This window comes from Agrobacterium sp. (assembly GCF_032092815.1).
Classification (GTDB): domain Bacteria; phylum Pseudomonadota; class Alphaproteobacteria; order Rhizobiales; family Rhizobiaceae; genus Agrobacterium.
In genome coordinates, this window is sequence record NZ_DAMDBP010000038.1 from 1 (window position 1) to 22,213 (window position 22,213).

21 protein-coding genes are annotated in these 22,213 nt (G+C 54.9%); 4 read left to right on the forward strand and 17 right to left on the reverse strand.

Annotated elements, in window-relative coordinates; all coding sequences use genetic code 11:
- The coding region (locus RT613_RS18475) for an alpha/beta hydrolase (protein WP_313617744.1) at positions 1-274 on the reverse strand (274 nt) is incomplete at its 3' end.
- A gap of 422 nt (positions 275-696) precedes the next feature.
- Between RT613_RS18475 and dapB the strand changes: the two genes are divergently transcribed.
- A complete protein-coding gene (dapB, locus tag RT613_RS18480) occupies positions 697-1,458 on the forward strand; it encodes a 4-hydroxy-tetrahydrodipicolinate reductase (RefSeq protein ID WP_313617746.1) in 762 nt (253 codons plus the stop codon).
- Between the two features lie 34 nt (positions 1,459-1,492).
- On the opposite strand, the gene RT613_RS18485 is transcribed toward dapB, so the two are convergent.
- Positions 1,493-2,254 carry an AraC family transcriptional regulator gene (locus tag RT613_RS18485; protein WP_313617748.1) on the reverse strand — a complete coding sequence of 254 codons (762 nt, stop codon included), beginning with the start codon at positions 2,252-2,254 and terminating at the stop codon, positions 1,493-1,495.
- 91 nt (positions 2,255-2,345) lie between these two features.
- On the opposite strand from RT613_RS18485, the gene RT613_RS18490 reads away from it, so the two are divergent.
- Complete coding sequence (locus RT613_RS18490; RefSeq protein ID WP_313617750.1) at positions 2,346-3,050, forward strand: class I SAM-dependent methyltransferase; 705 nt, start codon at positions 2,346-2,348, stop codon at positions 3,048-3,050.
- Positions 3,051-3,649: 599 nt separating this feature from the next.
- On the opposite strand, the gene RT613_RS18495 is transcribed toward RT613_RS18490, so the two are convergent.
- A complete protein-coding gene (locus RT613_RS18495) occupies positions 3,650-4,183 on the reverse strand; it encodes an NUDIX hydrolase (RefSeq protein WP_313617752.1) in 534 nt (177 codons plus the stop codon).
- Between the two features lie 174 nt (positions 4,184-4,357).
- Here RT613_RS18495 and RT613_RS18500 point away from each other — a divergent pair, with 174 nt between their 5' ends.
- Positions 4,358-4,483, forward strand: a complete 126-nt coding sequence (locus RT613_RS18500) for a hypothetical protein (RefSeq protein ID WP_313617754.1) — start codon at positions 4,358-4,360, stop codon at positions 4,481-4,483.
- A 600-nt stretch (positions 4,484-5,083) separates the two neighbouring features.
- Here the strand turns inward: RT613_RS18500 and RT613_RS18505 are convergent.
- The 12 genes from RT613_RS18505 to RT613_RS18560 form a co-directional block, all read right to left on the reverse strand.
- Positions 5,084-7,027, reverse strand: a complete 1,944-nt coding sequence (locus RT613_RS18505) for a methyl-accepting chemotaxis protein (protein WP_313617756.1) — start codon at positions 7,025-7,027, stop codon at positions 5,084-5,086.
- Positions 7,028-7,389: 362 nt separating this feature from the next.
- A complete protein-coding gene (locus RT613_RS18510; RefSeq protein ID WP_313617758.1) occupies positions 7,390-8,187 on the reverse strand; it encodes a PfkB family carbohydrate kinase in 798 nt (265 codons plus the stop codon).
- Positions 8,188-8,247: 60 nt separating this feature from the next.
- A complete protein-coding gene (locus RT613_RS18515) occupies positions 8,248-9,261 on the reverse strand; it encodes an SIS domain-containing protein (RefSeq protein WP_313617760.1) in 1,014 nt (337 codons plus the stop codon).
- 37 nt (positions 9,262-9,298) lie between these two features.
- A complete protein-coding gene (argH, locus tag RT613_RS18520; RefSeq protein WP_313617762.1) occupies positions 9,299-10,798 on the reverse strand; it encodes an argininosuccinate lyase in 1,500 nt (499 codons plus the stop codon).
- 4 nt (positions 10,799-10,802) lie between these two features.
- Complete coding sequence (locus tag RT613_RS18525; protein WP_313617764.1) at positions 10,803-12,206, reverse strand: MmgE/PrpD family protein; 1,404 nt, start codon at positions 12,204-12,206, stop codon at positions 10,803-10,805.
- A gap of 10 nt (positions 12,207-12,216) precedes the next feature.
- Positions 12,217-12,948, reverse strand: a complete 732-nt coding sequence (locus RT613_RS18530) for an amino acid ABC transporter permease (RefSeq protein ID WP_313617766.1) — start codon at positions 12,946-12,948, stop codon at positions 12,217-12,219.
- Positions 12,949-12,951: 3 nt separating this feature from the next.
- Complete coding sequence (locus tag RT613_RS18535) at positions 12,952-13,611, reverse strand: amino acid ABC transporter permease (protein WP_313617768.1); 660 nt, start codon at positions 13,609-13,611, stop codon at positions 12,952-12,954.
- A 66-nt stretch (positions 13,612-13,677) separates the two neighbouring features.
- Positions 13,678-14,532 (reverse strand): transporter substrate-binding domain-containing protein, encoded by an 855-nt coding sequence (locus RT613_RS18540; protein WP_313617770.1) that lies wholly within the window; start codon positions 14,530-14,532, stop codon positions 13,678-13,680.
- Between the two features lie 95 nt (positions 14,533-14,627).
- Positions 14,628-15,344 (reverse strand): amino acid ABC transporter ATP-binding protein, encoded by a 717-nt coding sequence (locus RT613_RS18545; protein WP_409558852.1) that lies wholly within the window; start codon positions 15,342-15,344, stop codon positions 14,628-14,630.
- 321 nt (positions 15,345-15,665) lie between these two features.
- Entirely contained in the window at positions 15,666-16,385 is a 720-nt protein-coding gene (locus RT613_RS18550; RefSeq protein WP_313617771.1) for a GntR family transcriptional regulator, read from the reverse strand.
- A gap of 41 nt (positions 16,386-16,426) precedes the next feature.
- On the reverse strand, positions 16,427-17,425 hold the full coding sequence (locus RT613_RS18555; protein ID WP_313617773.1) for an asparaginase: 999 nt from the start codon (positions 17,423-17,425) through the stop codon (positions 16,427-16,429).
- 114 nt (positions 17,426-17,539) lie between these two features.
- Positions 17,540-17,905 (reverse strand): helix-turn-helix domain-containing protein, encoded by a 366-nt coding sequence (locus RT613_RS18560; protein WP_313617775.1) that lies wholly within the window; start codon positions 17,903-17,905, stop codon positions 17,540-17,542.
- An 80-nt stretch (positions 17,906-17,985) separates the two neighbouring features.
- Between RT613_RS18560 and RT613_RS18565 the strand changes: the two genes are divergently transcribed.
- On the forward strand, positions 17,986-19,002 hold the full coding sequence (locus RT613_RS18565; RefSeq protein WP_313617777.1) for an NAD(P)H-binding protein: 1,017 nt from the start codon (positions 17,986-17,988) through the stop codon (positions 19,000-19,002).
- A 398-nt stretch (positions 19,003-19,400) separates the two neighbouring features.
- Here the strand turns inward: RT613_RS18565 and repB are convergent, their stop codons facing one another.
- Together repB and repA are read right to left on the reverse strand one after the other, a co-directional pair.
- The gene (repB, locus tag RT613_RS18570; protein WP_313617779.1) at positions 19,401-20,480 is read right to left on the reverse strand and encodes a plasmid partitioning protein RepB; all 1,080 of its coding nucleotides are present in this window, start codon (positions 20,478-20,480) and stop codon (positions 19,401-19,403) included.
- A 13-nt stretch (positions 20,481-20,493) separates the two neighbouring features.
- Positions 20,494-21,750 (reverse strand): plasmid partitioning protein RepA, encoded by a 1,257-nt coding sequence (gene repA / locus RT613_RS18575; RefSeq protein ID WP_313617781.1) that lies wholly within the window; start codon positions 21,748-21,750, stop codon positions 20,494-20,496.
- Positions 21,751-22,213: the final 463 nt, after the last annotated feature.

Consider the following 22,213-nt stretch of genomic DNA (forward strand, 5'->3'; position numbering starts at 1 on the left):
ACAACATCTGTGCATCCCAGTCATCCGACGACAGCGGCCAGCCGTGATGGAAAACAATCGGCTGGGCGTCCTTTGGACCCCAATCCTTGTAGAAGATTTCAACGCCGTCTTTGGTGGTGATCGTAGCCATGTGAGTATGTCCTTCAGTTGAGGTGGAAACAGGGGCAGCATCGGCTGCATATGTACGTCTTGGAGAAAGTGCCAATGTGGCGGCGGCAGCACCTGCGGCAAGCAAAGCGCCGCGGCGGGTGATGGAGGAAAACGTGTTGGTCATGTGACGTCCTGTGAACTTGAGTTTCAGTTTCAGGCGACACCCGTTCGTCTGATGCAGCGATATTGCCGCCAATTGTATTCGGCAACAATTGCACCAATAATTGATATTTTATTGTGATTTTTGAAATAATGGATGGCGATCATCTGTCAGTTCAGCGCGTGTTGATACGCTTTTGTGCGTGGGCACGGTCAACAACAACGGAACGACAAGAAAACCCATATAAACTGCAACCGCCATCATGTGTCAGGGGCAAACGACCGCTCAAATAAATGCGTGTCGAATGACCCAGTAAATGTCAGCCATATCTGAACGCCGTGAAAATCGAACACCCAATTCGTGCCTGACCATCGGCATAGCAAGTAGAATTTGCAGAGCGTTCGGTTTTGCTCTAACCCGGCACCGCAAATGAAAGGCCAGACATCATGACATCTCCCCTCAGAATCGCGGTTGCAGGACCCAATGGAAAAATGGGCCAAAAGGTCGTTGCCGCGTTTCAGACGGATAATCGTTTCGTCTATCTTGGCGGGATTGGCCGTCCCGGCAGCATTGGCGCTGGGCTGTTAACACGCGAGGAAGCGATCAGAATTGCTGATGTGATTGTTGATTTTTCAACCGCTTCCGCAGCAACAGCACTGGTTGAAGACTGCGCAAAACTGGGCGGCCCGGCCGTCATCATCGGCGCGACCGGCTTTGATGCGGAGGAAGAAGACAGGATTGCCAAAGCGGCACGTCATATCGCAATCTTGAGGTCAGGCAATTTTTCTGTCGGCCTCAACATGCTGCCGCAACTGGTCGCGGACATCTCGGCCAAACTGCAAGCCGCTACCTGGGACATCGAAATTGTTGAGGCCCATCACCGCCATAAAGTGGATGCGCCGTCCGGAACCGCACTGATGCTGGGCGATGCCGCCGCACAGGGCCGCGGCGTTGATCTGGAGACAGTTGGAAAGAACAACCGGGTTGGCGTTACCGGCGCACGACCGGACGGCGAGATCGGTTTTGCGGTGGTGCGCGCAGGCGGCATTGTCGGAGAACACAGCGTCATATTCGCCAGCGAAGAAGAGGTAATCACCATATCCCACTCTGCGCTTGGCCGGGGCATGTTTGCGAAAGGTGTCATTTTGGCAAGCCAATGGATAGCGGGAAAACCGGCCGGTGAATATTCCATGGCGGATGTGGTCTGACGCAGTCAGATCAATCAATGATGGGAAGAAACGCTCAGCGGGAATGTTCCTGGCTTGGCGGGTAGCCATAATGGCGGGAGTAAGCTCGTGAAAATGCAGCCGTACTGCCAAATCCGACAGCGGCAGAAACGACTTTGGCGCTTCGCCCGGCTTGCAATTCGACACGTCCCAAAGCAAGCCGCCAGTTGGCAAGATAGGTGGCTGGCGGCTGGCCGACAATCTGCTTGAACAACGCGATAAAGCGCCCGCGCGTCAAACCGGCAATTTCGGCAAGTTCAGCGATTTGCCAGTGCCGCGCGGGATGTTCATGCATGGCAACGAGAGAAATGTGAAGCTGGTAGTGGGCAAGCCCCGCCAGCAATCCTGCATCAACGGTACCGATCGCAATGGCCCTGCGGATTGCCAGCACCACAACGACTTCGCAGAGACGGGCGTGGATCGTGTCGCCACCACATCTGCGGTTGGCCGTTTCTGAAAAAATCAGATCGGACAGTCCCTGCAATTGCGGCTCCAGCATCAGATCGAAACACAATTCACGTGGCAACGCTCCAACCAGAGGGTTGATGCTGCTTTTGAAATCAATCGTTGCAGCCGCCAGAACGTTCATATCATCCGGCATCTGCTCCAGAGCTTCTGGCCGGTAAATGAGATGGGTCGGGGTAGCGGCACCTCTCGCATCGACAAGCAGCAGATTGGCGTCGCAAACATCGTGACAGTGATAGGCCCGCAATCCATAGGCCTTCAGAAAAGCTGCCAATCGATCATGTCTTTGGTGCTCAGACGAACGTTCGATCATGCATTTCTCCAGAACTTGATCCATCAAGCGTTAAGCTGTTTCAGCAGCAAATGCCAGACAGGCAAAAAATGACGCGTGATGGGCCGATGACATGACAGAGAATTCCGCTAGCAAGTTCGACAATTCCCGTGCGGGTGAATATGCCCGGCAAAGCCGGATAGCCCTTGCCGGTTACGATGCATGCCATGAACTGTCTGCTTGCATGCTGGCGGCATCGTTGCCTGGGACAAAGCAGGCAAAAATACTGGTCGTCGGCGCAGGTGGAACAGCGGGTGAAATCATCACCGCAGCGCGGCTTGAACCCACATGGACTTTCGTTGCCGTCGACCCCTCACCGGCCATGCTGGATGTTGCACGGGAAAATCTCGTTGAGGCGGGTATCGCACCACGTGTGGCGTTTGTTTCCGGACACCTTGCCGACATTAGAGATGATGGAGGTTTTGATGCCGCAATCATGATTGGCGTGTTGCATCATATTCCGGGAAACGCGGCCAAACACTGTGTTCTGCAACAACTGTCAGATCGGCTGAGGCCCGGCGCACCTTTGATTCTGGCGGGTAATTACCGCCCATACAGCTCCGAGCCAATGCTGATGACCGCGTGGGCGCAACGCTGGCGAATGCATGGCGCGGGGCCCGATGAAATCGAGGCAAAGATGGGACGTATATTACAAGGAGCTGAGCCGCCAGAATCCGAAGAAGCCGTTGCAAATCTGCTTGCTAACGCTGGCTTTGGCGCGCCACTGCGTTTCTTCTCCAGCCTGTTTTGGGGTGCCTGGATAACGCAGCGAGCGTGATGCTTTGAGGTGGAAAAATCACCTCGCAGAACCAAAATCCGAGAAGGGATACTTTGTTCAAAGTATCCCTTCGGTGCATGTTGGCAGATTTTCCTGTGTTCTGGAAAATGCGGCGAACGCGGGCCCCTTCCCTGTAATGACTACAGGACCATGGCCAACCCGGTCGTTCGCCGCGAGACAGGCGTTAGAAGCTTACACCTACCAGTCTCTCGATCAGGGTGTTGCGATCCTCGATGGATTTCAATCGCACCGTGAGAGCCTCGCTTCTGACCGGCACCTGGGGCGGCAGGGACACGGCAACGCACGGAATATTTTCGGCCGCCCAACGCTTGAAACGGGGCAATTTATTTGGGCCGCTGATTGGAAAGGTATGGGTGTACCTAAAAGTCATTGCTGGCTCTTTCTGGATATAGGCAGTGCTTCCAGCACACAGGGCCAGAATTACTGCGCAATTTCAGTCTAGGGTTGGGAACCGCCTGACGCCACGACTGCCAACGCAGTTCTAGGCGCCAGGCAGTTAGCGTCCGGCAATGATCCTTCGAAGAGGAAAGATGGCAGGCATTTTGCTTGCCAAACCTGTCGCGAACATCAGCGCCACCTTAGACTTCGGGCTTACAGTTGTCGCTGACGGATAGTCGTGCCCGGTCAAAGCAGCATAGCTCCAGATGCTCGGGCTCCGCTTCGAGTTGTCTTACGAACTTGGCAAGCTCAATATCAAAAAGTTTGTCCGCAGCGACGTCGAAGGAAAACCACCGTCGATGTCTTTGCTCCTTCTGACGCCAGTGGGTCAGCGTGCCACACACGTTCATACCGAACACGGTGACGCGGCAGGCAACCTGCGATCCGTCGTCTAGAATCTTCGTGTGCCGGTAGGTTGTTACCGGGACAGTAGAAATGTCACCGATGATCCCCGCCTCCTCAAACGCCTTCCGCGACGCCGCCACAAACGGAGCATCTCCCTTCATGGGCAGTCCCCGCGGCGTGATCCATTGCCCCCGCCTGCGCGAGGTAATGAGCAGTATCTTGCGCTCACCATCCCGCCCGATACGCCACGGAAGGACACCGACTTGCTGCAACTCGTCCGTATCGCCAACTATCATGGCCTTACCGCTTGCTGTCATCGCGCTATTCATTGTCCTGCATCCTCCGCCGGCCTTAGGGAAGAATGTCCACGGACGTTGTTGGGAATTGCAGCGCGAAGCGCAGTTTTCGAGGAAAATGACCTTTCGCACCAAGGGCAACGCACGGCCGCGGCCGGTAGATTCCGGTTGCAGGTAACGCAGGTGAGACGATGTCGAAACGTGAACATGTATACGCTCCATTTGGCACGTCGCATGAGCGACGTGGAACGAACCGCACTGTCGATTGCGTGGTTCCCGGAGCGGCTGGGTCTGTGGCGGCGTTACAGGATCAGTGCTGCCAGCTCCGGGTAAAGGAGCGTGCTTGATCGATAAGCCCTGAGATTCTAATGACCCAAATATTTCGCATACATCTTAAATAGTCACAGGCCGCACATTCTACAAGGCGTCTTTTTGCCGCATGATGGGGAGATTTCTGAAGTATATACAGCAACCCCAGATTGCAGGATGTTGCCAAACATGCTCATGAGTGCCGACTGCGCAGCCCCTCGCAGACACTGTTCAGCACGCTTTCCCTCCGTCCTAGAAAGGTTGATAAAGCATTTGGGTGCGCGCGGGTGTGAAAAGCCGAAGTTTGCCAAATAAGTAGCCGAGATTTGGCTTCGCAAGTACAGCGCTTTCAATACTACCGCCATGTATCGACGCCCTCTGGTGCCCAAAACGCGTTCAAAAATGGGGAGAAGTATTGTGTGGAAACACCACCCTTCGTTGCAACGCGGCGTGCGGATCTTCAAATACGACCTTTGGCCGGAATGTGTTTTCGCAGATCAATGGGTGAGCACTCGGTTAGTTTTACAAATAAAGTCGCCCCCAACTCGACAGAAGCCGGATGGAGGCGAAATTTGTGGAGTGTGTAGTAACCTTTTATGTCGGTCACCTAGGCGCTACGACAGATCAAAATTCTTCCCAGTTGTCGGCATCGGTCTTCAGGGCTGCGTTGCCTGAGAACGCCGCTTTGATGCGACCACCAAGGGCACGTGCAGGGGACTGTGCAGGCCGGTCAATCGGCGAGGCTGCACGGACGCTGACAGGTGCGCTGTTGTACCCACCTTCGGACAGCGTAAATCTCGACAGAATCTGATTGAGAGACAGAGCCTCACGTGCAAGCCCGTGGCTCGCCGCCGTGCTTTCTTCAACCATCGCCGCGTTCTTTTGCGTATCCTGATCCATCTGATTGACGGCCGTGTTGATCTGCTGGAGACCAGACGACTGTTCCTGTGACGATTCAGCGATTGCCGCGACGTGCTGGTTGATTTCCTGCACTTCGGCAACAATTATTGCCAAGGCTTGGCCGGTTTCGCCAACCAATTGTACGCCCTGCTGAACCTGGCTGTTGGAGGTGGTGATAAGGTTCTTGATTTCCTTGGCAGCACCTGCAGATCGCTGCGCCAGTTCACGCACTTCCTGCGCAACAACCGCAAAGCCCTTACCGGCCTCACCCGCACGTGCTGCTTCAACGCCAGCGTTCAGGGCAAGAAGGTTGGTCTGGAAGGCAATCTCATCAATCACGCCGATGATATTGGAGATCTCGTCTGCAGATTTGGAAATCTGTTCCATGGCAGCAACGGCTTTTTCAACCACTTCGCCAGATTTTTCTGCACCGACCTTGGTACGGCTGACGAGCTGACCAGCTTCCTGTGCGCGTTTGGTGGAATCCTTTACCGTCGTCGTGATTTCTTCCAATGCCGCAGCACTCTGTTCAACCGCCGCCGCCTGCTGTTCGGTTCTTCTTGCCAGATCATCAGCGGCAGACTTGATTTCATTGGCACCAGCATCAATGCCACGGGCATTCTGCGCGACTTGGTTCAGGGTCGTCTGCAGCTGTTCCGCCGCGCGATTGAAGTCACCACGAATGCCATCAAGGCCTGCAACAAACGGATGCTCAATGCGGTAAGTCACGTCACCATGGGCAATCTTCGACAAAGCAGTGGCAAGATTGTCGACAGCGAACTGAACATCGCGTTCTTCCTGTTCCTTCTGCTTAGCGCGTTCCAGGCGTTCTTTCTCCGACAAGGACCGGTTGGCTTCCGTTTCATTTTCCAGACGAATGCGCTCGATGGCACCTTCACGGAACACCTGCACAGCAGCAGCCATCTGTCCGACTTCGTCCTTCCGATCCATGCCATCAACGTCGGCAATGGTATCGCCACTTGCCAGCGACATCATACGCTCACGAAGGCGGGCGATCGGTGTGGTGATACCACGCGAAGAAATATAGAGACCCAGCGCAATCAGCAGCGCAGATACAATCACCATTCCAGTGACACTGGTGAAAATCGTCTGGCCAGTTTCGTCTGAAAGTTTCGTGCTGCCCTTGATCATTCGATCAATCAACTGCTCATTACCGGCACTGATCTTGGGAGAGACTTCGCCAAGCTTTCTAAGAAGGTCGAGAGCCATCTTTTGAGCCTCGGCGGTCTGCCCTGCCTGCATCAAGGCAATCGTCCGTTCACCGATTGCTTCAACTTCAGCAACACCATTCAGAATGTCACGGGCTGCCTCTCCACGAGACGGGACGAGGGAAACGATTGTGTTTTGACGCTCTTCAAGCTGCTTGCGGTCACCACGGAAGACCTTAACTGCATTTTCGAAATCAGCGCTGCCTGGTTCGTTCAGAGTTGCGCGAAGAACCTGCATCCCCAATGCGTTGAGGTTACCGCTTGTTCTGGCGTTCAAAACTGCAGCAACACCGTTATTGGCAATGAAAACAGTATAATCATTGTCAGTGCTTTTATATTGCAGACTGACGTAACCCAAGCCGGCCAGCGAAACCAAACTCATCAAAGCGATTACAAAAACGACCTTTGTTTGTATCTTTGCATTCTTCAAAAACGACATATAGACCTCAAGCCAGACGGTCCCGAAATCGGCCTCAACGGGCCATTCGCGAGCAGATGATAGAACATTGCAGGTAGTTGTGCCCATTCATCGGGCGACAAGCGGCCATATTGTTCTATGCTGCAAAGAGACAGGGAAGAAACAAAGTCCGATTGTTCTACCGGTTCCTCCATTCAAGATAGGGAACCTGCAAATTGCACATTTGGCAAAAAGGATAAATTAAGTATTACTTTAACCATGCAAAGAATGATGGAAAAGCCTTAAAAATCATCCTTTCCAAGATGTTAGGGATGACATCCAAGTATCTAGAAGCAGATGCGATTTCACTCCTGCTCCGCGTCTCTCGTTAAATTTGACGATCATCAAATATCTATTGGCTGTTGCGGAAATCCGCCAAAATGCGTGCAGGTAACGGCCGCCGCATCCCGCCCCGTTTCAAGGCAGGTCTTCAGATCTTTGCCTGCAAGCCGCGCCGCAATAAACCCGGCAATGAAGGTGTCACCAGCACCTGTTGTATCTGACACATCCACGGGAATGACCCCTGTTTCAGCAGTTTCAATGCCATCGGTTGCCAGGCTGCCTTCAGCACCCCTCGTCACGACGGCGAGGCGCGCACCCTCTGCAAGCAATCGGGTGGCAAGCTCGAGAGCCGCATCCGGGTTTGAACCGGCAGACGCAAAGGCAATGCTCAACCCGTCCGCACCGGGATTGACGGTAATATCCTGTGAAACGCTGACGCCAGCATCGGCAAGGCGGCGTTTCAAATCTCCTCCATCATCAAACCAGCCGATATGGACGTGGCGCATGGAAAGCAGCACATCCACATCCTTATCGCTCGGGCGATATGGTCTGCAGACCCCAAATTCTTCAAACACAAAAACACGATCGCCATTTTCATCGACATCAATGTCGGTATAGGCTGTGATCCCGTCATTGACCTGCACATGGTCAACAACCACATCGTTTTCTTCAAAACAGGCGATCATTCTTTCGCCATCTCTGTCTTTTCCGACCGCGCCGAAATAGGCCGTGGCCAGTCCCTGCTTGCGCAGATGAACAGCAACATTGACGGCATTGCCACCAATCGCAGCAACACCAACCGGCGGCAGAAACTTGTCGACACAATTGTCGCCGACGGTCGCGATCTCGAATTTATGCATGCCTGTTTTCTCCGCAAAAATCCCGTCGCCATCGCTGGCGACGGGCATGACCTGTTTATCTCAATAGGCAACGCGCTTGTAGTAACGGCGGGTTACAAGCGGGTGGTTGCGCATCACTTCCAGATGGGCGCTGACCCGTTCCAGAACAGTTGCCAGAACGACCGGCGACACCATGCCACGCACCTCGTCAGAAATGCCCGGCAAAGCGAAGTCTTTGGTGTCGAGAACCGTCAGCTTGTCGGTATAGTTCGGCGCGAAGTTTTCCACACGATCACCGATGGCGCGGTAAGAATCCTCGCCCTTGAACAACATGACGCTGACACCCTTTTCCACCAGCTCCAGCGTGCCGTGGAAGAAATCCGATGCATGAACGGGACGGGTGCGGATCCACTGCATTTCTTCAAGAATGCAGGTGCCGTAATAAAGCGCCGCCGGCCAGACATTTCCGCCACCCGTGAAGATATGATAATCGGACGCGGCAATGCGGGCTGCGAAAGCCTCTGCCTTTGGTTCAAAGCTGCGCTTGATCTCAAGAAGAAGCTCCGGCAGGCGCTTCAGTTCAGATATGATGTCTGTGTAATTGTTGATTTCCTTGCGGAATTTCATGATCGACAGCGCTACAAACAGCGACTGAAGATAGAAGGATTCGCAGGACGTATCGTCTTCGGCGAAGTTGACGAAGACGTGGTTGCCGCCCTTGCCAAGCGGTGTTTCTTCATGACCGACGAAGGTCAGAACGGTCGCGCCGATTTCCTTCAGCTTGGCCAGCATGGCCACGCTTTCCTTGGTGGTACCGGACAGTGACGGCATCACCACGATTGACTTGTTCGTCAGGTTCACCGAACCCGCCAGAACCAGCTCTGCCGGATAATCGATGAACACAGGGAAAGTCGAACGATGCTGCAATAGCTGGTAGGCAGGCTGCATCAGATAAGCGACACCACCGGTCCCCAGGAAAAACAGGTTTTCAGCACCGGCATTAAGGGCGGAAGCAACAACCGTGTCGATACGTTCGGCAAGCGAAACGGCACCGGACTGGATGCGCAGGAAACGGGCTTCATCGAAATTCAGCATGGCATTCTCTTTCATGGTTCAGAGGGATTGGAGGATTTCAGATAACAAGGTCCTGAACGGCATCACGCAGACGCTTTGCAGCATCGTCGATGGCCTGTTGGCGCGACGTCACAAGGTCGGCATCACGGCCACGTTTGATGGCGAGTGCCACCAGCATTCGCCGCACTTCAGACGGTGCAGTGCCACCCGCTGTTGTGCGGGCGTTGACGGATCTCACGGGATCAAGGCAGTCACGCACAAAATCTGCAGTGATCGGCAGAGGCGCACCAAGCTCCTCAACCGCCGATTCATTGATGATCTCAACGGTCATGCCACGGGCATCCAAGCCAGCATTGAGCGCACGTTGTACGGCACCGCCGACGACATGATGCGCTTCCCGGAATGACAGGCCGTGCTCCCGCACCAACCCGTCGGCAAGATCGGTGGCGGTTGAGAAATTTTCGTAGCAGCGTTTTTTCAGACGTTCTGCGTCGGGTGTCGCAGTTTCAAAGACCAGCCGCAGCAATTCCATGCCATCGATGAACAGCGACAGTGACGGCCAGGCGTCAGCGACCCCTTCACGGACAGAATCAAGACCGATGGAATAGTTGCTGCCCTTCACACTTGCCAGTGCACCGGTTAGCGCGCCGATGCTGCGACCGGCCGCAGCACGGAAATATTCCAGCGCCAGCATGTTCTTTTTTTGCGGCATGATGCTGGATGTTCCAGCCACCCGGTCAGGAAAGGTCAGTGCGGCGAATTCATGCGTGCAGAACACATACATGTCCTGCGCAACACGGCTCAGCATCGACAGCGTGCTGGTCGCGGTCCACAAAAGCTCCGTGACGAAGTCACGCGAACCAACCGCCTCAAGGCAAGGTTCGACAATGCCATCAAACCCGAGCAGTGACGCCGTACGATCACGATCTATGGCAAAGGTCGTACCGGCAAAGGCTGCAGCACCAAGGCTTGAGCGGTTGATACGTTCATGCACCGCAGAAATCTTGTCATATTCCCGCGACAGGGCCGCAGCCACATTGGTGAGAAAATAACCGAAGGTCATCGGCTGTGCCGGTTGCAGATGTGTATAACCCGGCATGATGGTTTCAGCATGTTTTTCGGCAGCGGCCTCACATGCAGCCCGCGCGCGGTTCATGCCGTCCATCATTTTCAGGCACAATGACCGTGCATTCATCCGGTCCAGCGTGCCACCAATGTCATTGCGGCTGCGCCCGGTGTGAATAAAACCGGTGTCCTTGGCACCGGCAATGCCGGACAGCCGGTTTTCAAAGGCAAAATAACCGTCTTCGAATTGCGGATCGAGATCGATGGTGCTGGCGCCCTCGGCACGAATATGGGCAATGGCTTTCAACAGGGACGCTGCAACCGGGCGCCCGACAAGCTGCTGTTCCACCAGCATGACAAGATGCGCCTCGTTGAGCTGGCACATGGCCTCCAGAACCGCATCGTCAAAGCTGGCCATACCCGGACGATAGATGGCATTCACCACTTCTTCGGCGGTGCGCTCGGAAAGGCGGGAACTGACGGCATTTTTCATGGCATTACCTTTGGTTGGCAAAAGAGAGTTCAGCCCGGCGCGCCGGGACAAACGCATCAACAAGACTAGAAAAGTCGGAGATATCGGCCGTCGTCAGCAGTGTTGCGAACAACCGGGCGGCATGATCCGAGCCGAGCAGTGACTCGGCGCAGCGAATGAATTTGTCACCGAGTGCGGCATCATCGAGTGGATTGGCCGCACTACCTGGAACGAAAGCGCAAAAGGCGTCCAGCACCGAGCCATCGACAAGATCAATGACGACGCGTGACGAAACCGAAATGCCGCTGGCACCTTTGGGGAGGTTCGGATCATCGATCTGATTGATCCGTGGCATCAGGGCCTGCACCGCAGGATTGGATAGAGCGCTTTCGCTGAAGTCGGCAAGACCGGCTTTGCCGGATACCGCCGCAACGGCCAGCGCAAAGGGCAGGCTGAATTTGGCCTGCGCGACAGTCTCTGGTCGATCATAGATCAAAATACCGCGCACGGCGGGATCGAGATGGCAGCGGATACGGCTGATCTGTTCGATCGCCACACGGCCACTGCCAACCAGGGACAGGATGCAGGAAATGGCACTGTGAGAGGCCGTGCAGCAAGGATATCCCTTGATCACCATGCTGCCGCCGGAAAACCCATAGGGTTGACCGAAACCTTCGACCACCTCAGTTGCCTGTTTTATATCACCGTCATGAAGGGCTACATATCCGGCTGGGCCAAACAGGCTGCCAGGCGCGGCTTCAAGACCAAGACTTGCACATTCTGCAGCAAAAATCCCATTGGCAACGGCCTGACCCACCTGGAGCGGTTTGGCATCCGTACCGAAATTGCTGCGAATGCCGCTTGCGAAGGATGCCGCCATGCCAAGGGCATGACGCATGCGCGATACATCCAGCTTCATCAATTTGCCGGCGGCAGCACAGGCTGCAAAAACACCCAGTGTTGCCGTAGCGTGCCAACCGCGTTTGTAATGGGCGGGATTGACAAGACGGCCGATACGCATGGCTGTTTCACTGCCGGCAATGTAAGCCCGCAGCACCGCTTCTCCAGAAAAACCGTAGCGACTGTCACCGAAAACGGCAGCCGCCGTCATGGCACTGACCGTGACATGGGCCATGGCAAGCTCAGTCTCGTCATCATCAAAATCATGGAAATGTGCGGCAAAGCCGTTGAGAAGGGCGGCATCCCGTGGTGAAAAACACCGATCCGTGCCCCAGAGACGTGCGGTGCGTGGTGACCTTTCCTGTTCCGGCAGAAGGGCTGACAATGCAACAAGTTGCGGTTCCTCCTGTGCGGCAAGTGTGACGCCAACGAGATCCGCAAAATGCCGGGACGCCGTTTCGAGCACCGCGCGGGAGACGGGTTGACCCTCTCCGCAAATCATTTCGGCCAGACGGATTTCCGCTTGCATCGGCGTCACCTCAGGCATTGGACACATCAACGAGCTTGGGGGCCGTCTCACTGCGCTTCTTGCGGCCACCGCTGGCCTGTCGGCTGTAAGGCCGGGCAAAGTGATTTTCCAGCAGCCGTCCAGCACGCGAAATCAGCCAGCAAAGTACGAAATAGACAACGAGGATAAAGCCGTAGACCAGGAAGGCAGGGCTGCCGCCGCGCGAGATGGTGGTTTGTTCGATGAGGACCTGTGCCGAACGCAGCAACTCATGCACACCAACCACGGCTCCCAGTGATGTTGCCTGCACCAGAGCAGTTAGCAAACTAACGTAGGGCGGAAGGATAACCGGCATGGCCTGCGGCAGAATGACGAAGAGCAGACCCTTCCAGGAGCGCAATCCGAAAGCTGCAGCCGTTTCACGCTGCGCCTGCGACACCGACATCAGACCGGCACGGATGATTTGCGCACCATTGGCACCACCCCACAGCGAAATGGACAGCGAAGTGGACCAGAAGGGATCGAGCGACAGGCCAATACGGGGCAACACGAAGTAGGTCAAAAGCACCGCCACCATCAGCGGTATGTCGCGAAAGAGTTCAACGATCAGATAGGCGGGACGGCTGATGAGCTTGACCGGCTGCATCAGACCGGTTGCCAGAATGACCGCAACCAGAGTACCGCCAATCGCAACGACCAGTGACAGCCGCAACGTGTGATAAAAACCTTCGATAATGAATGACTGATATTCGAGCAACAGCATGGCTTATCTCCCCGCAAACGGACGGTTGAGACGACGTTCGAGCCGATGCCCGAGGCCGGAGAGAATAAAGACGCAGATCAGATAGATGACGCAGATGGAGGCAAACATCTCGACGGTGCGGAACTCGTAGGCAATGCGATCAACCGCAACGAATGTCAGCTCAACAAGGCCAATTGCTTGGAGATAGGCAGAGTTTTTCACGGTGGCGACGACGGTGTTCATAACGGATGGCAAAGCTGCACGCAGCGCCAGTGGGAAAACGATGAACCACCCATGTTGCCACCGTTTCAGGCTGAGCGATGCGGATGCATCGCGCACCCCTTGCCCAACCGAAGCGAGGCCCGCGCGGAAACTCTCAATATGGAATGCACTTGCCCAGATGGTCAGCGCCAAGGCGCCGGACCAGAAGATCGACAGTTTCATGCCGATACTCGGCAGACCGTAAAAGATGAAGAATATCTGCACGAGATAGGGAGTGCCGCGGATGAACTCCACGTAACCCGCCACACACATCTCGACCGCCTTGATCCCGCTTGTTCTCAAACCTGCACCAATGATGCCGATGAGAAGAGAAAGCACAATCGCAACGCCGCTGACCATCAGCGTCATGCCGAGACCGCGCATCAGATCAGGAAGTGCCTTGTATATGTAGAGCCAGTCCATACCAAAATCCCGTTATCGTCGTCGTAAAATCCCGCCAGCCGACCGCCGGCGGGATTTCAAGTCAGATCACTTCACTGCCGGTGGCTCGGTGGTGAAACCCTTGAGCATGGCCTGACGAACGAGATCGTTTTCGATAAACTTGGCTGCGGTGGCGTCGTAGAACTTGTCGCTCTTCAGCTTGGCGAGTGCCGCATCAACAAATGCCTTGAGTTCGGGCTCGTTCTTGCGCAGACCGATACCATTGACGCCGAGATCAAGACCTTCATCGATCACGCGCAGTTCGGGATAGTTGCTGGCAAGCGTCCAGATCAAACCACCGTCACCGACAAAACCGTCACCACGACCCTGCTGGAGCGCTTGAACACCATCCGCTGTCGTGTTGAGCTGCATCATCTCAACACCTGGGATATTTTCCTTGAGCCACTTGATCTGTGAGCCGCCCTTGACGATCAGGACTGTCTTGTCCGCAAGATCGGCAAGTTTCTGTGCAGGGCTATCCTTGGGAACGATAACATTGCTGGTGCCCCAGAAATAAATGTCGGAGAAATCGATGACTTCTTCACGAGCCGGGAACTTGCCAAGCGTAGCAAGGATCAGATCGATCTTGCCGCCATTGAGCGACGGAATGCGCGCTTCACTGGTCACGCAAGTCAGTTCGGCCTTGTCAGGAGAACCAAAGGCATAATTGGCAATCTGCTTGGCCATTTCGATTTCGATACCCATCGGCTTGCCGTCAGGGCCGGTCGAACCAAAAGGAGGAGAATCGCACTTTACGCCGAAGCGCAGCACGCCAGCCTCTTTGATGGCGGCCGGGAGCGGAGGTAAGTCATTCGCCTGGGCTGCTGGCATTGCGAGGAGAACTGCGGAAAGGCAAGCGGCCGAAGCCAGCATGCGTTGAAAGCAGGTATGGTACTTTTTCATCGTATCGTTCCCTTTTGCTCTTGGAGTTTTAAAGGCAGACTTCTGTCGTCTGACTTATTGTTGCGCGCCGCAAAGGCGGTGCGGACATTGAATGATCAATGCAAGATCTGACTCAGGAAGTTGCGCGTCCGCTCTTCTTTCGGCGCGCCAAAAAATTCGCTCGGCGCTGCCGATTCAATGATGCTGCCGCGATCCATGAACACCACCCGGTCGGCGACCTGACGTGCAAAACCCATTTCATGGGTCACACAGATCATCGTCATGCCATCGCTGGCCAACTCGACCATCGTATCAAGCACCTCACGCACCAGTTCTGGGTCGAGCGCCGAAGTTGGCTCATCAAACAGCATGATGTCAGGGTTCATGCACAAAGACCGGGCAATGGCGGCACGTTGCTGCTGGCCACCAGAAAGCTGAACCGGATATTTATTGGCCTGATCGGGAATACGCACACGCTCGAGATAATGCATGGCACGCGCTTCAGCGTCCTTACGCGTGACATGTTTGACCCAACGCGGGGCCAGCATGCAATTTTCCAGAATGGTCAGATGGGGATAGAGATTGAAGCTCTGGAAAACCATGCCGACATCAAGACGGATGCGATCAATTGTTTTCTTGTCGTCGGTCAACAATGTTCCGTTTACCCGGATATCCCCCTTCTGGTGCGCTTCAAGACGATTGATGCAACGGATCATCGTGGACTTTCCGGAGCCGGATGGACCGCACACCACAATCTTCTCACCGCGCGCGACGGTAAAATCGATATCGGTCAGCACCTGGAAGTGACCGAACCATTTGCTGACCCCGGTCATTTCGACGCAAGGCTGTGCAGCCTGCAAAACCGGCTGTTGCGCCGTAGCTTGCTTCATCATTCGACAGAACCCCTTTGATGACCATCTTTGTGGTCTTAGTGGACATCCATACTTGAAAGACGTCTGACGACTAACATCTACGAATTGATATGAATGTCAAGCGGAAGATGATGGATTCCGCTGGCCAGATTGCTGCAGTCGATTTCATTTCCCGCAACCCATTGAATCCGCTCACACCGCATTTTCAAAAAATCTGACGGCACCGGTGTAAAAACACGGGCCAAAACAAAAGCCCGCAAACAATGTTCGCGGGCTTTTCTGTCATCGTCTGGCAAAGCTGAACTTGAAGTAGCTGCCGTGATGGTAATCCTTGGCAAAGAGGACCGGCACGCCCTCCGCTGAAAAGCATGTTTCCGTCACCAGCAGCACCGGGCCAAAATCGGTAAGACCCCAATTCTTTTGCGCCTCGGCGGGCAGCAATGTCGCAGCAACACTGGCTGTGGACGCGACCGGCGCCATGCCGCGCTTGCGCAGGATCTGCACCAGCGAACCGGTCCAGTTGATATTGGACTGCGCCTGCCCAACCGTGTCTGCCCGGATAAAATCCACGGAATAAAGGATCGGCCGTTTACCTTCACTGCGAACCCGCTCGATGCGCAACACGGCAGTTCCCTCCGGGCATTGCAGCCCTTGGGCAATTTCTGCATCAGCAACCATCTCTGTCAGCGCCAGAAGACGCGTCGTCGTGACATATCCAAAACCGCCCACCATTTCGGTGACGCTTTCGAAAGTGGTAATCGGTCGGTCGATATGCAGGGCAGCGCCCGCCATCAGAAACCGACCGCGACCATGTTCCGTGCGGATAATGCCGTCCTGCTCGAGAATTTTCAGGGCCTCACGCAATGTCGGGCGAGACACGCCAAAATGCTCGGTTAAACGTTCCTCGCTCGGCAGCTTTTCTCCCATCTGCATCCCGCGTTCCTTGATGAGTTCAAGCAACCCATCTCGCAACTGGGAAACCACCGTACGGTCACGTCCCATTTTTTTTATCATTGCCGGTCCGTTCATGAGTGTCTGACTTTCTAATGACAACGAAATATCTCCGCGATCTCGGCCACATCCCGCGTTCTTGTCAAAGCAAGCGCCAGAAGCAACCGGGCTTTCTGAGGGTTTAGATTGTCCGCTGGAATGAAACCTTGGCCCTTTGCGCGACGGCTGTCAAAGGTACGGCCTGCACCGCCGCGTGATGCCTGCACGACAATCAGCTTTTTTTCACGCACCGCTTCAGCCAGCACGTGTGCATCCGCATCCCCGGTATAACCAGGCGGAAAGCCTGCCGAAACAATACCAATGGCACCGGCCCCAATAAAGGCGCGGGCCGCCGTACCGTCTGATCCTGTATAACCATAGAGAATGTCGACGCGCGGCAACGTCTCTAGGTTGGTGATGTCAAATCGATGCTCCGGCGCGCAACGACGAACGGGTCGTCGATAAAACGTCACCGCGTCACCATCCACAAATCCGAGTGGCCCGCTATCGGGAGACTGAAACGCATCAAGCCGCAAGGTCGATACCTTCGTTGCGTCGCGTGCGGCGTGGAGCTCATCATTCATCAGGATCATAACACCCATGCCATGCGAGGCCGGATTGGCCGCAGCACGAATGGCATTTGCAAGGTTCAGGCCGGCATCGCTGGAGCGGGCACTGGGCGGTCGTTGCGCACCTGTCATGATAACCGGAAATTTGGTGTGCACGGTCTGAGACAGGAAAAATGCCGTCTCTTCCATCGATCCCGTGCCGTGCAACAGAACGTACCCGGCGAGATCAGGTGTCTCGGTCTCGATGGCGTCCATGCGCTCCAGCAAGGCTTTCCATTCGGGATAGAAAATATTGAAGCTCGGCACCGCACGAAACGGCACAGCGATAATATCGGCAAGTTCGTTGAGCTCTGGAAACAGCGCCACCACAGCATCGCAATCCAGCGAGCCATTGGCACCATAATCGAGAATTTCGAGGGGATGGTCTGCCAGAGAGGCAATTGTCCCGCCAAGACCGATAACTGCTATTTTGGGTTTGACCATTTATCGCTCCACACTGTCAGTAACCATAACAGACAATAGACGTCTGACAATGGCTGTTGTGCGTAGGGTCACAACATCTGGTCATTCAATACAACAGTGACATCAGACGACTGCTCAGCGGGCCCACTCATAAAGCCGCGACAGCATCTGTGAAATTTCCCGCCCTGCATCGGTAAGGGCGTAAGTTGTCCGACGCGGAAAGGTCGATTGGGAAGACCGGGTTACCAGTCCCCTTTCAGCGAAACCTTCGAGCCGTTCCGTCAGCACTTTCGGGCTAATCTTCGGCAGCGTCTGCATGAGTTCCGAAAAACCAAGTTCACGATCGGAAAGGCGCCACAGGATCAACGCACTCCAGCGGTGGCCGAGAAATGTCAGCCAATCCTCCACCGGGCATTCCGAGACATGGCGAGCTGACGAGTGCGTGACAGCTGGCTCGTTTTGAGATCCCTGTTCTTCCCGTTTGGTTAGTTCAGATACCATCTGCTTTGTCTGCCAGCTGCACCAATCGATTCGTCGGTACATTAGTTTTTTCGACACCACATGCAAAGGCAGAACCACAGATGGTTGAGCAGACTGACACCCAATCCCGCATCCTCATTGTTGGCGGATATGGACATGTTGGAAGCCAGATCGCCAGCCGCCTACTGAAAGGCGGGAGACGGGACGTCTGGCTTGCCGGACGGGACGAGGCCAAAGCCGAAGCAATGGCAAAGCGTCTGGGATGCAGAGCTGTGCAACTTGACTTGCGGCGCGCTGACCACTGGGACCAGGCTCTCGCTGGCATCAAAACTGTGGTGGTTTGTGTGGACCAGACCGACAGCCGATTTGCCGAACATGTGCTGAGGAATGGCCGACATTATCTGGACATCACCGCAGATGACGGCTTTTTCCGAAAAGTCGAGCTGTTGGGACCAATGGCAAAAACAATCGGCGGCACGGCATTGCTGTCCGTTGGCCTTGCCCCCGGCCTCACCAATCTGATGGTCAAGGCCTGTGCCAACAGTCTGCAGACTGTGACGCAAGCCCGCATCGGTATCCTGTTGGGTCTTGGTGATACACATGGTCCCGCCGCCATCGACTGGACATTGCGAAATTTCAAATCTGCGCCGATTGAGTTGCTGCAGTTCGGTGGCAGCAATCGACCGCACCCAGCCATCGCTTTCGACTTTGCCGACCAGCACGTGCTTCGCCGCACGCTTGGCATCGAGGACATCAGAACCTTGATGACCTTTGATAGCCCAACACTCACCCGGCTATTGTTCCGTACCCTTCCCATCATCGTCAAACACGCCGCCCTGCGTCGCCTTTTCAGCAAAAGCATGATGCATATTCGTCTCGGCTCGGACCGAGCTGCCCTTTCCGTGGAGGTAAAGGGAACCCGAGATGGCATGACCAACAGGCGGACCATGCAGCTGGAGGGAAAAGAGGAAGCTGCTATCACCGCCTTGATCGCAGCGGAAACCATCCATCTGCTCCATGACGGTTCAATGCCGGCAGGCGTCTGGCACATCGATCAGGTCATATCGATTGATCATTACCGCAAGTGTCTGTCAGCCGAAGGCATATCCATCCTTTGAGGAAACGATTGGCAAGTATCTCATCGCAGATTGAACGGTGTGGCGACAGAAATGCAAAGCCTGCGATCACAGACCTTCATTTTTGACGGTCAAATACATCAGAGCGCTTTAGTGCCATAAAATAGCTAATACCGCACAGCCTGTCGTCTGTTTCTTCTCGCTGAAAAATCGCCGTTTTTGGTGAAAATAACGATCATACCAGCTGATATCGGCAAATCAGTCAGCCCGTTACGCCATTTGGCGCCGATATGAACCGAGCACCAGACCCAACGTCTGCATATAGCCTACGTTTCCGAGGTAAAGCGGCCGGACAATGATGCCCGGCCAGCGTTACGGTCAGACACTCAAGCGAGTGTCTCATGCAATCACAAAGAAGGACTAAATCGCCCGACCTTTAATCAGCCCTTTGCCATGTGAGCGGCATATTCCCGAGCCAGCAGTTCCACTGCCTTTTCCAGAAAATCAGGATCGGTTTTGCCAACGAAATCGATCCGCGGCGCCTTGCCGTCCAGCCGAAGTGTGGCAAACACCTTGCCTTTGGCATCGCGCAATTCGCGCGGGCGCTGTGACTTCGTTTGGGTGGTGGAACGAGCTGACAGACCTTTGAACAGCAATTCAAATCGCTGGTCGCTCTGCGAGGTCTCAAACCCTTCTCCACGCATTGCCTCCAGAGCCTTGCCTTCTGCGCCAGACCCTTTCAGCATCTCGCCCAGCTTCAGCCAGCGATCGCGGCCGGCCTTGGGTGCAGCACCAACCATGGTGATGAAGCGCAACGGCACATTGTCGATGACCTGCAAAAGGCGCGACAATTCGCTTTTTTGAACCGACAGCGCATCTCCAATGACCTTGCGGTCAAAACCACGATCGGCCAGATTTTTGGCAAAAATCGCTCTTTCGATAAATGACAGGTTGCGACGCTCGGCGTTTTCCTTGCCCTGCGCCAGCACCAGTTCATCGTCATTCAAAGGACGAACAATGGCCTTTACAGGCTGACCCAGCTTGAGCGCTGCTCGAATACGGCGATGGCCGTAAGCCGTCTGGTATCGTCCCTGTTTTTCCGGGTGTGGTCGCAAAAGAACCGGCACCTGCTGGCCACTTTCACGGATACTTTTCATGAGCGTGTTGAAGTCTTCATCGTCCACACCCGCCACGGTGAGCCGATCCTCCACGAAAGACGCATCGATCTGCGCAGGGTCGATGGACAGCACGTGTTCGCCATCGCTCATGGCCTGGCGCAAAGCCCGCGCCTCATCAGCCTCTCGTGTCATTGAACCGAGCGACAAGCCCATAGCACGAACCGCACCAGAAGGGGCACGTGCCGGCGTGGCGCTGGCATGAGCGCTCTCCACTGCCGTAGCAGTAGCAGCTGCCACGGGTGGCGCCGGTGGTGTTTCCGGGTTCGCTGCCGGTGTTGCCGTCACTGGCAATGCGCCACCAAACAGGGCTTTCAACTCATTTTTACGGGCGTTTCCAACCATCTTCGTCAGCCTCCTACCTGCCCCACGCATCGTGAACAAGTTTTTCGATTTCCGCATTCACCGCGTTCATCGCTTCCTGTGCGCGGTCGTAAGTGGTGCGGGTAAAGTTCTCACGCCCCACCTCGTAAAGGGTCTGTTTGGTCAAACCCGCATCGGAAACGGCTGTGGATTTCAGCATCGGCGCAGTCAAAACCCGGTCGCCAAACAACGACCGCATGAAGCCGACAATCTGCGCCTGCGGCCCATCATTCGGCTCAAAACGGGTAACCAGATAGCGCAGGAAATCAAAGTTTAGCTCACCGCCAGCCTCACGCACCACGCCAAGCAAATCTGACGTCATGAACAGAAACTGGTTCATCGACGCCACATCCAGCATCTGCGGATGCACGGTGACGATGACCGATGTTGATGCACACAGCGCAGACAGGGTGAGATAACCAAGCTGCGGTGGGCAATCGATGACAACGACGTCATAATTCTGCTCTACGCTGGCCAGAGCGGCCTGTATACGCGCAAAGAACAGCGGCCCGCTGTCTATGCCGCTGTGACGCCGCGTCAGCGCCTGTGGCGTCTCATGTTCGAATTCCTGCAGTTCAATATTGCCCGGCACCAGGTCTAGTCCGGGGAAATATGTGCCGCGAATGATATCGGACAAAGGACGGGCCTGATCGTCATAGCGGATCGCGCCATACAAGGTGTCATTTCCGGTCAGGTCCAGCTCCGGCTGATAACCGAACATCGCCGAAAGAGAGGCCTGCGGATCGAGATCAATGGCAAGAACCCGGTGACCGGTGAGTGCCAGATACTGCGCCAGATGCACGGCGGATGTGGTTTTACCCGAACCGCCCTTGAAGTTCGTCACTGAAATGACCTGCATATGCTCACCACGCGACAGATCGCGTTGTGGCAGATAGCTGCGAGCCTTGGCTGTGTTGCCCTTGGCAAGCGCCTGCTCGGCCAGATGATGACGCAGCGCATTGATGTCGTTCAGCGTGTAGAAGCGGCGACCACCAGACCCGGTTTCCGGCTGAGGCCCCTCGCCTGCCAACGACAGCTGACGTAAATAACCATCGGACACACCAATCAGCTTGCCGGCTTCACCAGACGAAAACTGGCGCAAGGTCTTTTGCGCCATTGGTGGATAAAGACGCTCACGCATCGCCTTCAACTGCTCGGAAAGCGCTCGGGCATCGGCCGCGATTGCAGCATCTGCCACCACACTTGGCATGCCTTGTGGCTTTTCGTCGGTCGCCTGCACTACAGACACCATGGGTTCGATCTCCTGACTGGCGAATTGATGGGCCCGGTTAGGGGCCTGTTTCCAGTTTGTTTGTTGCCGCGCCCATCACAAAAACACGGGAAACAGCAAACAAAACAAACCGGGAATTACAGAAAAGATGATCAGTTACGACAAATGATCAATTTTCCGCTTATTTCCGTAAGAGGATGACGGACGCAGTGATTCTCGTCAACCCAGACAAGAGAGATCGCAACATAAAAACAGTTGAAAATTCACCCCTAGTTGACAGCTGTCAACCAATAAATATGATTTAATATCAATATATTAAACAGATATCGCTTCACGCAACAATCAAATACGTGCGATATTTCGAAGCGTCATCTGCAAAACGGGACAGTTCGAACGCAAAAAAGCAAGCCGCATAAGTGGAACTTCTACGGCCCTTTTCGAAGCGAGTTGACAGCTGTCAACTCGCGATAAACTTCGCCATCAA

What these genes read in the sequence shown, in the direction of transcription:
- dapB (WP_313617746.1), top strand. Translation starts at nt 697, where the DNA reads ATGACATCTCCCCTCAGAATCGCGGTTGCAGGACCCAATGGAAAAATG.
- RT613_RS18485 (WP_313617748.1), bottom strand. Translation starts at nt 2,254, where the DNA reads ATGATCGAACGTTCGTCTGAGCACCAAAGACATGATCGATTGGCAGCT.
- RT613_RS18490 (WP_313617750.1), top strand. Translation starts at nt 2,346, where the DNA reads ATGACAGAGAATTCCGCTAGCAAGTTCGACAATTCCCGTGCGGGTGAA.
- RT613_RS18495 (WP_313617752.1), bottom strand. Translation starts at nt 4,183, where the DNA reads ATGAATAGCGCGATGACAGCAAGCGGTAAGGCCATGATAGTTGGCGAT.
- RT613_RS18500 (WP_313617754.1), top strand. Translation starts at nt 4,358, where the DNA reads ATGTATACGCTCCATTTGGCACGTCGCATGAGCGACGTGGAACGAACC.
- RT613_RS18505 (WP_313617756.1), bottom strand. Translation starts at nt 7,027, where the DNA reads ATGTCGTTTTTGAAGAATGCAAAGATACAAACAAAGGTCGTTTTTGTA.
- RT613_RS18510 (WP_313617758.1), bottom strand. Translation starts at nt 8,187, where the DNA reads ATGCATAAATTCGAGATCGCGACCGTCGGCGACAATTGTGTCGACAAG.
- RT613_RS18515 (WP_313617760.1), bottom strand. Translation starts at nt 9,261, where the DNA reads ATGCTGAATTTCGATGAAGCCCGTTTCCTGCGCATCCAGTCCGGTGCC.
- argH (WP_313617762.1), bottom strand. Translation starts at nt 10,798, where the DNA reads ATGAAAAATGCCGTCAGTTCCCGCCTTTCCGAGCGCACCGCCGAAGAA.
- RT613_RS18525 (WP_313617764.1), bottom strand. Translation starts at nt 12,206, where the DNA reads ATGCAAGCGGAAATCCGTCTGGCCGAAATGATTTGCGGAGAGGGTCAA.
- RT613_RS18530 (WP_313617766.1), bottom strand. Translation starts at nt 12,948, where the DNA reads ATGCTGTTGCTCGAATATCAGTCATTCATTATCGAAGGTTTTTATCAC.
- RT613_RS18535 (WP_313617768.1), bottom strand. Translation starts at nt 13,611, where the DNA reads ATGGACTGGCTCTACATATACAAGGCACTTCCTGATCTGATGCGCGGT.
- RT613_RS18540 (WP_313617770.1), bottom strand. Translation starts at nt 14,532, where the DNA reads ATGAAAAAGTACCATACCTGCTTTCAACGCATGCTGGCTTCGGCCGCT.
- RT613_RS18545 (WP_409558852.1), bottom strand. Translation starts at nt 15,344, where the DNA reads ATGACCGGGGTCAGCAAATGGTTCGGTCACTTCCAGGTGCTGACCGAT.
- RT613_RS18550 (WP_313617771.1), bottom strand. Translation starts at nt 16,385, where the DNA reads ATGGGACGTGACCGTACGGTGGTTTCCCAGTTGCGAGATGGGTTGCTT.
- RT613_RS18555 (WP_313617773.1), bottom strand. Translation starts at nt 17,425, where the DNA reads ATGGTCAAACCCAAAATAGCAGTTATCGGTCTTGGCGGGACAATTGCC.
- RT613_RS18560 (WP_313617775.1), bottom strand. Translation starts at nt 17,905, where the DNA reads ATGGTATCTGAACTAACCAAACGGGAAGAACAGGGATCTCAAAACGAG.
- RT613_RS18565 (WP_313617777.1), top strand. Translation starts at nt 17,986, where the DNA reads ATGGTTGAGCAGACTGACACCCAATCCCGCATCCTCATTGTTGGCGGA.
- repB (WP_313617779.1), bottom strand. Translation starts at nt 20,480, where the DNA reads ATGGTTGGAAACGCCCGTAAAAATGAGTTGAAAGCCCTGTTTGGTGGC.
- repA (WP_313617781.1), bottom strand. Translation starts at nt 21,750, where the DNA reads ATGGTGTCTGTAGTGCAGGCGACCGACGAAAAGCCACAAGGCATGCCA.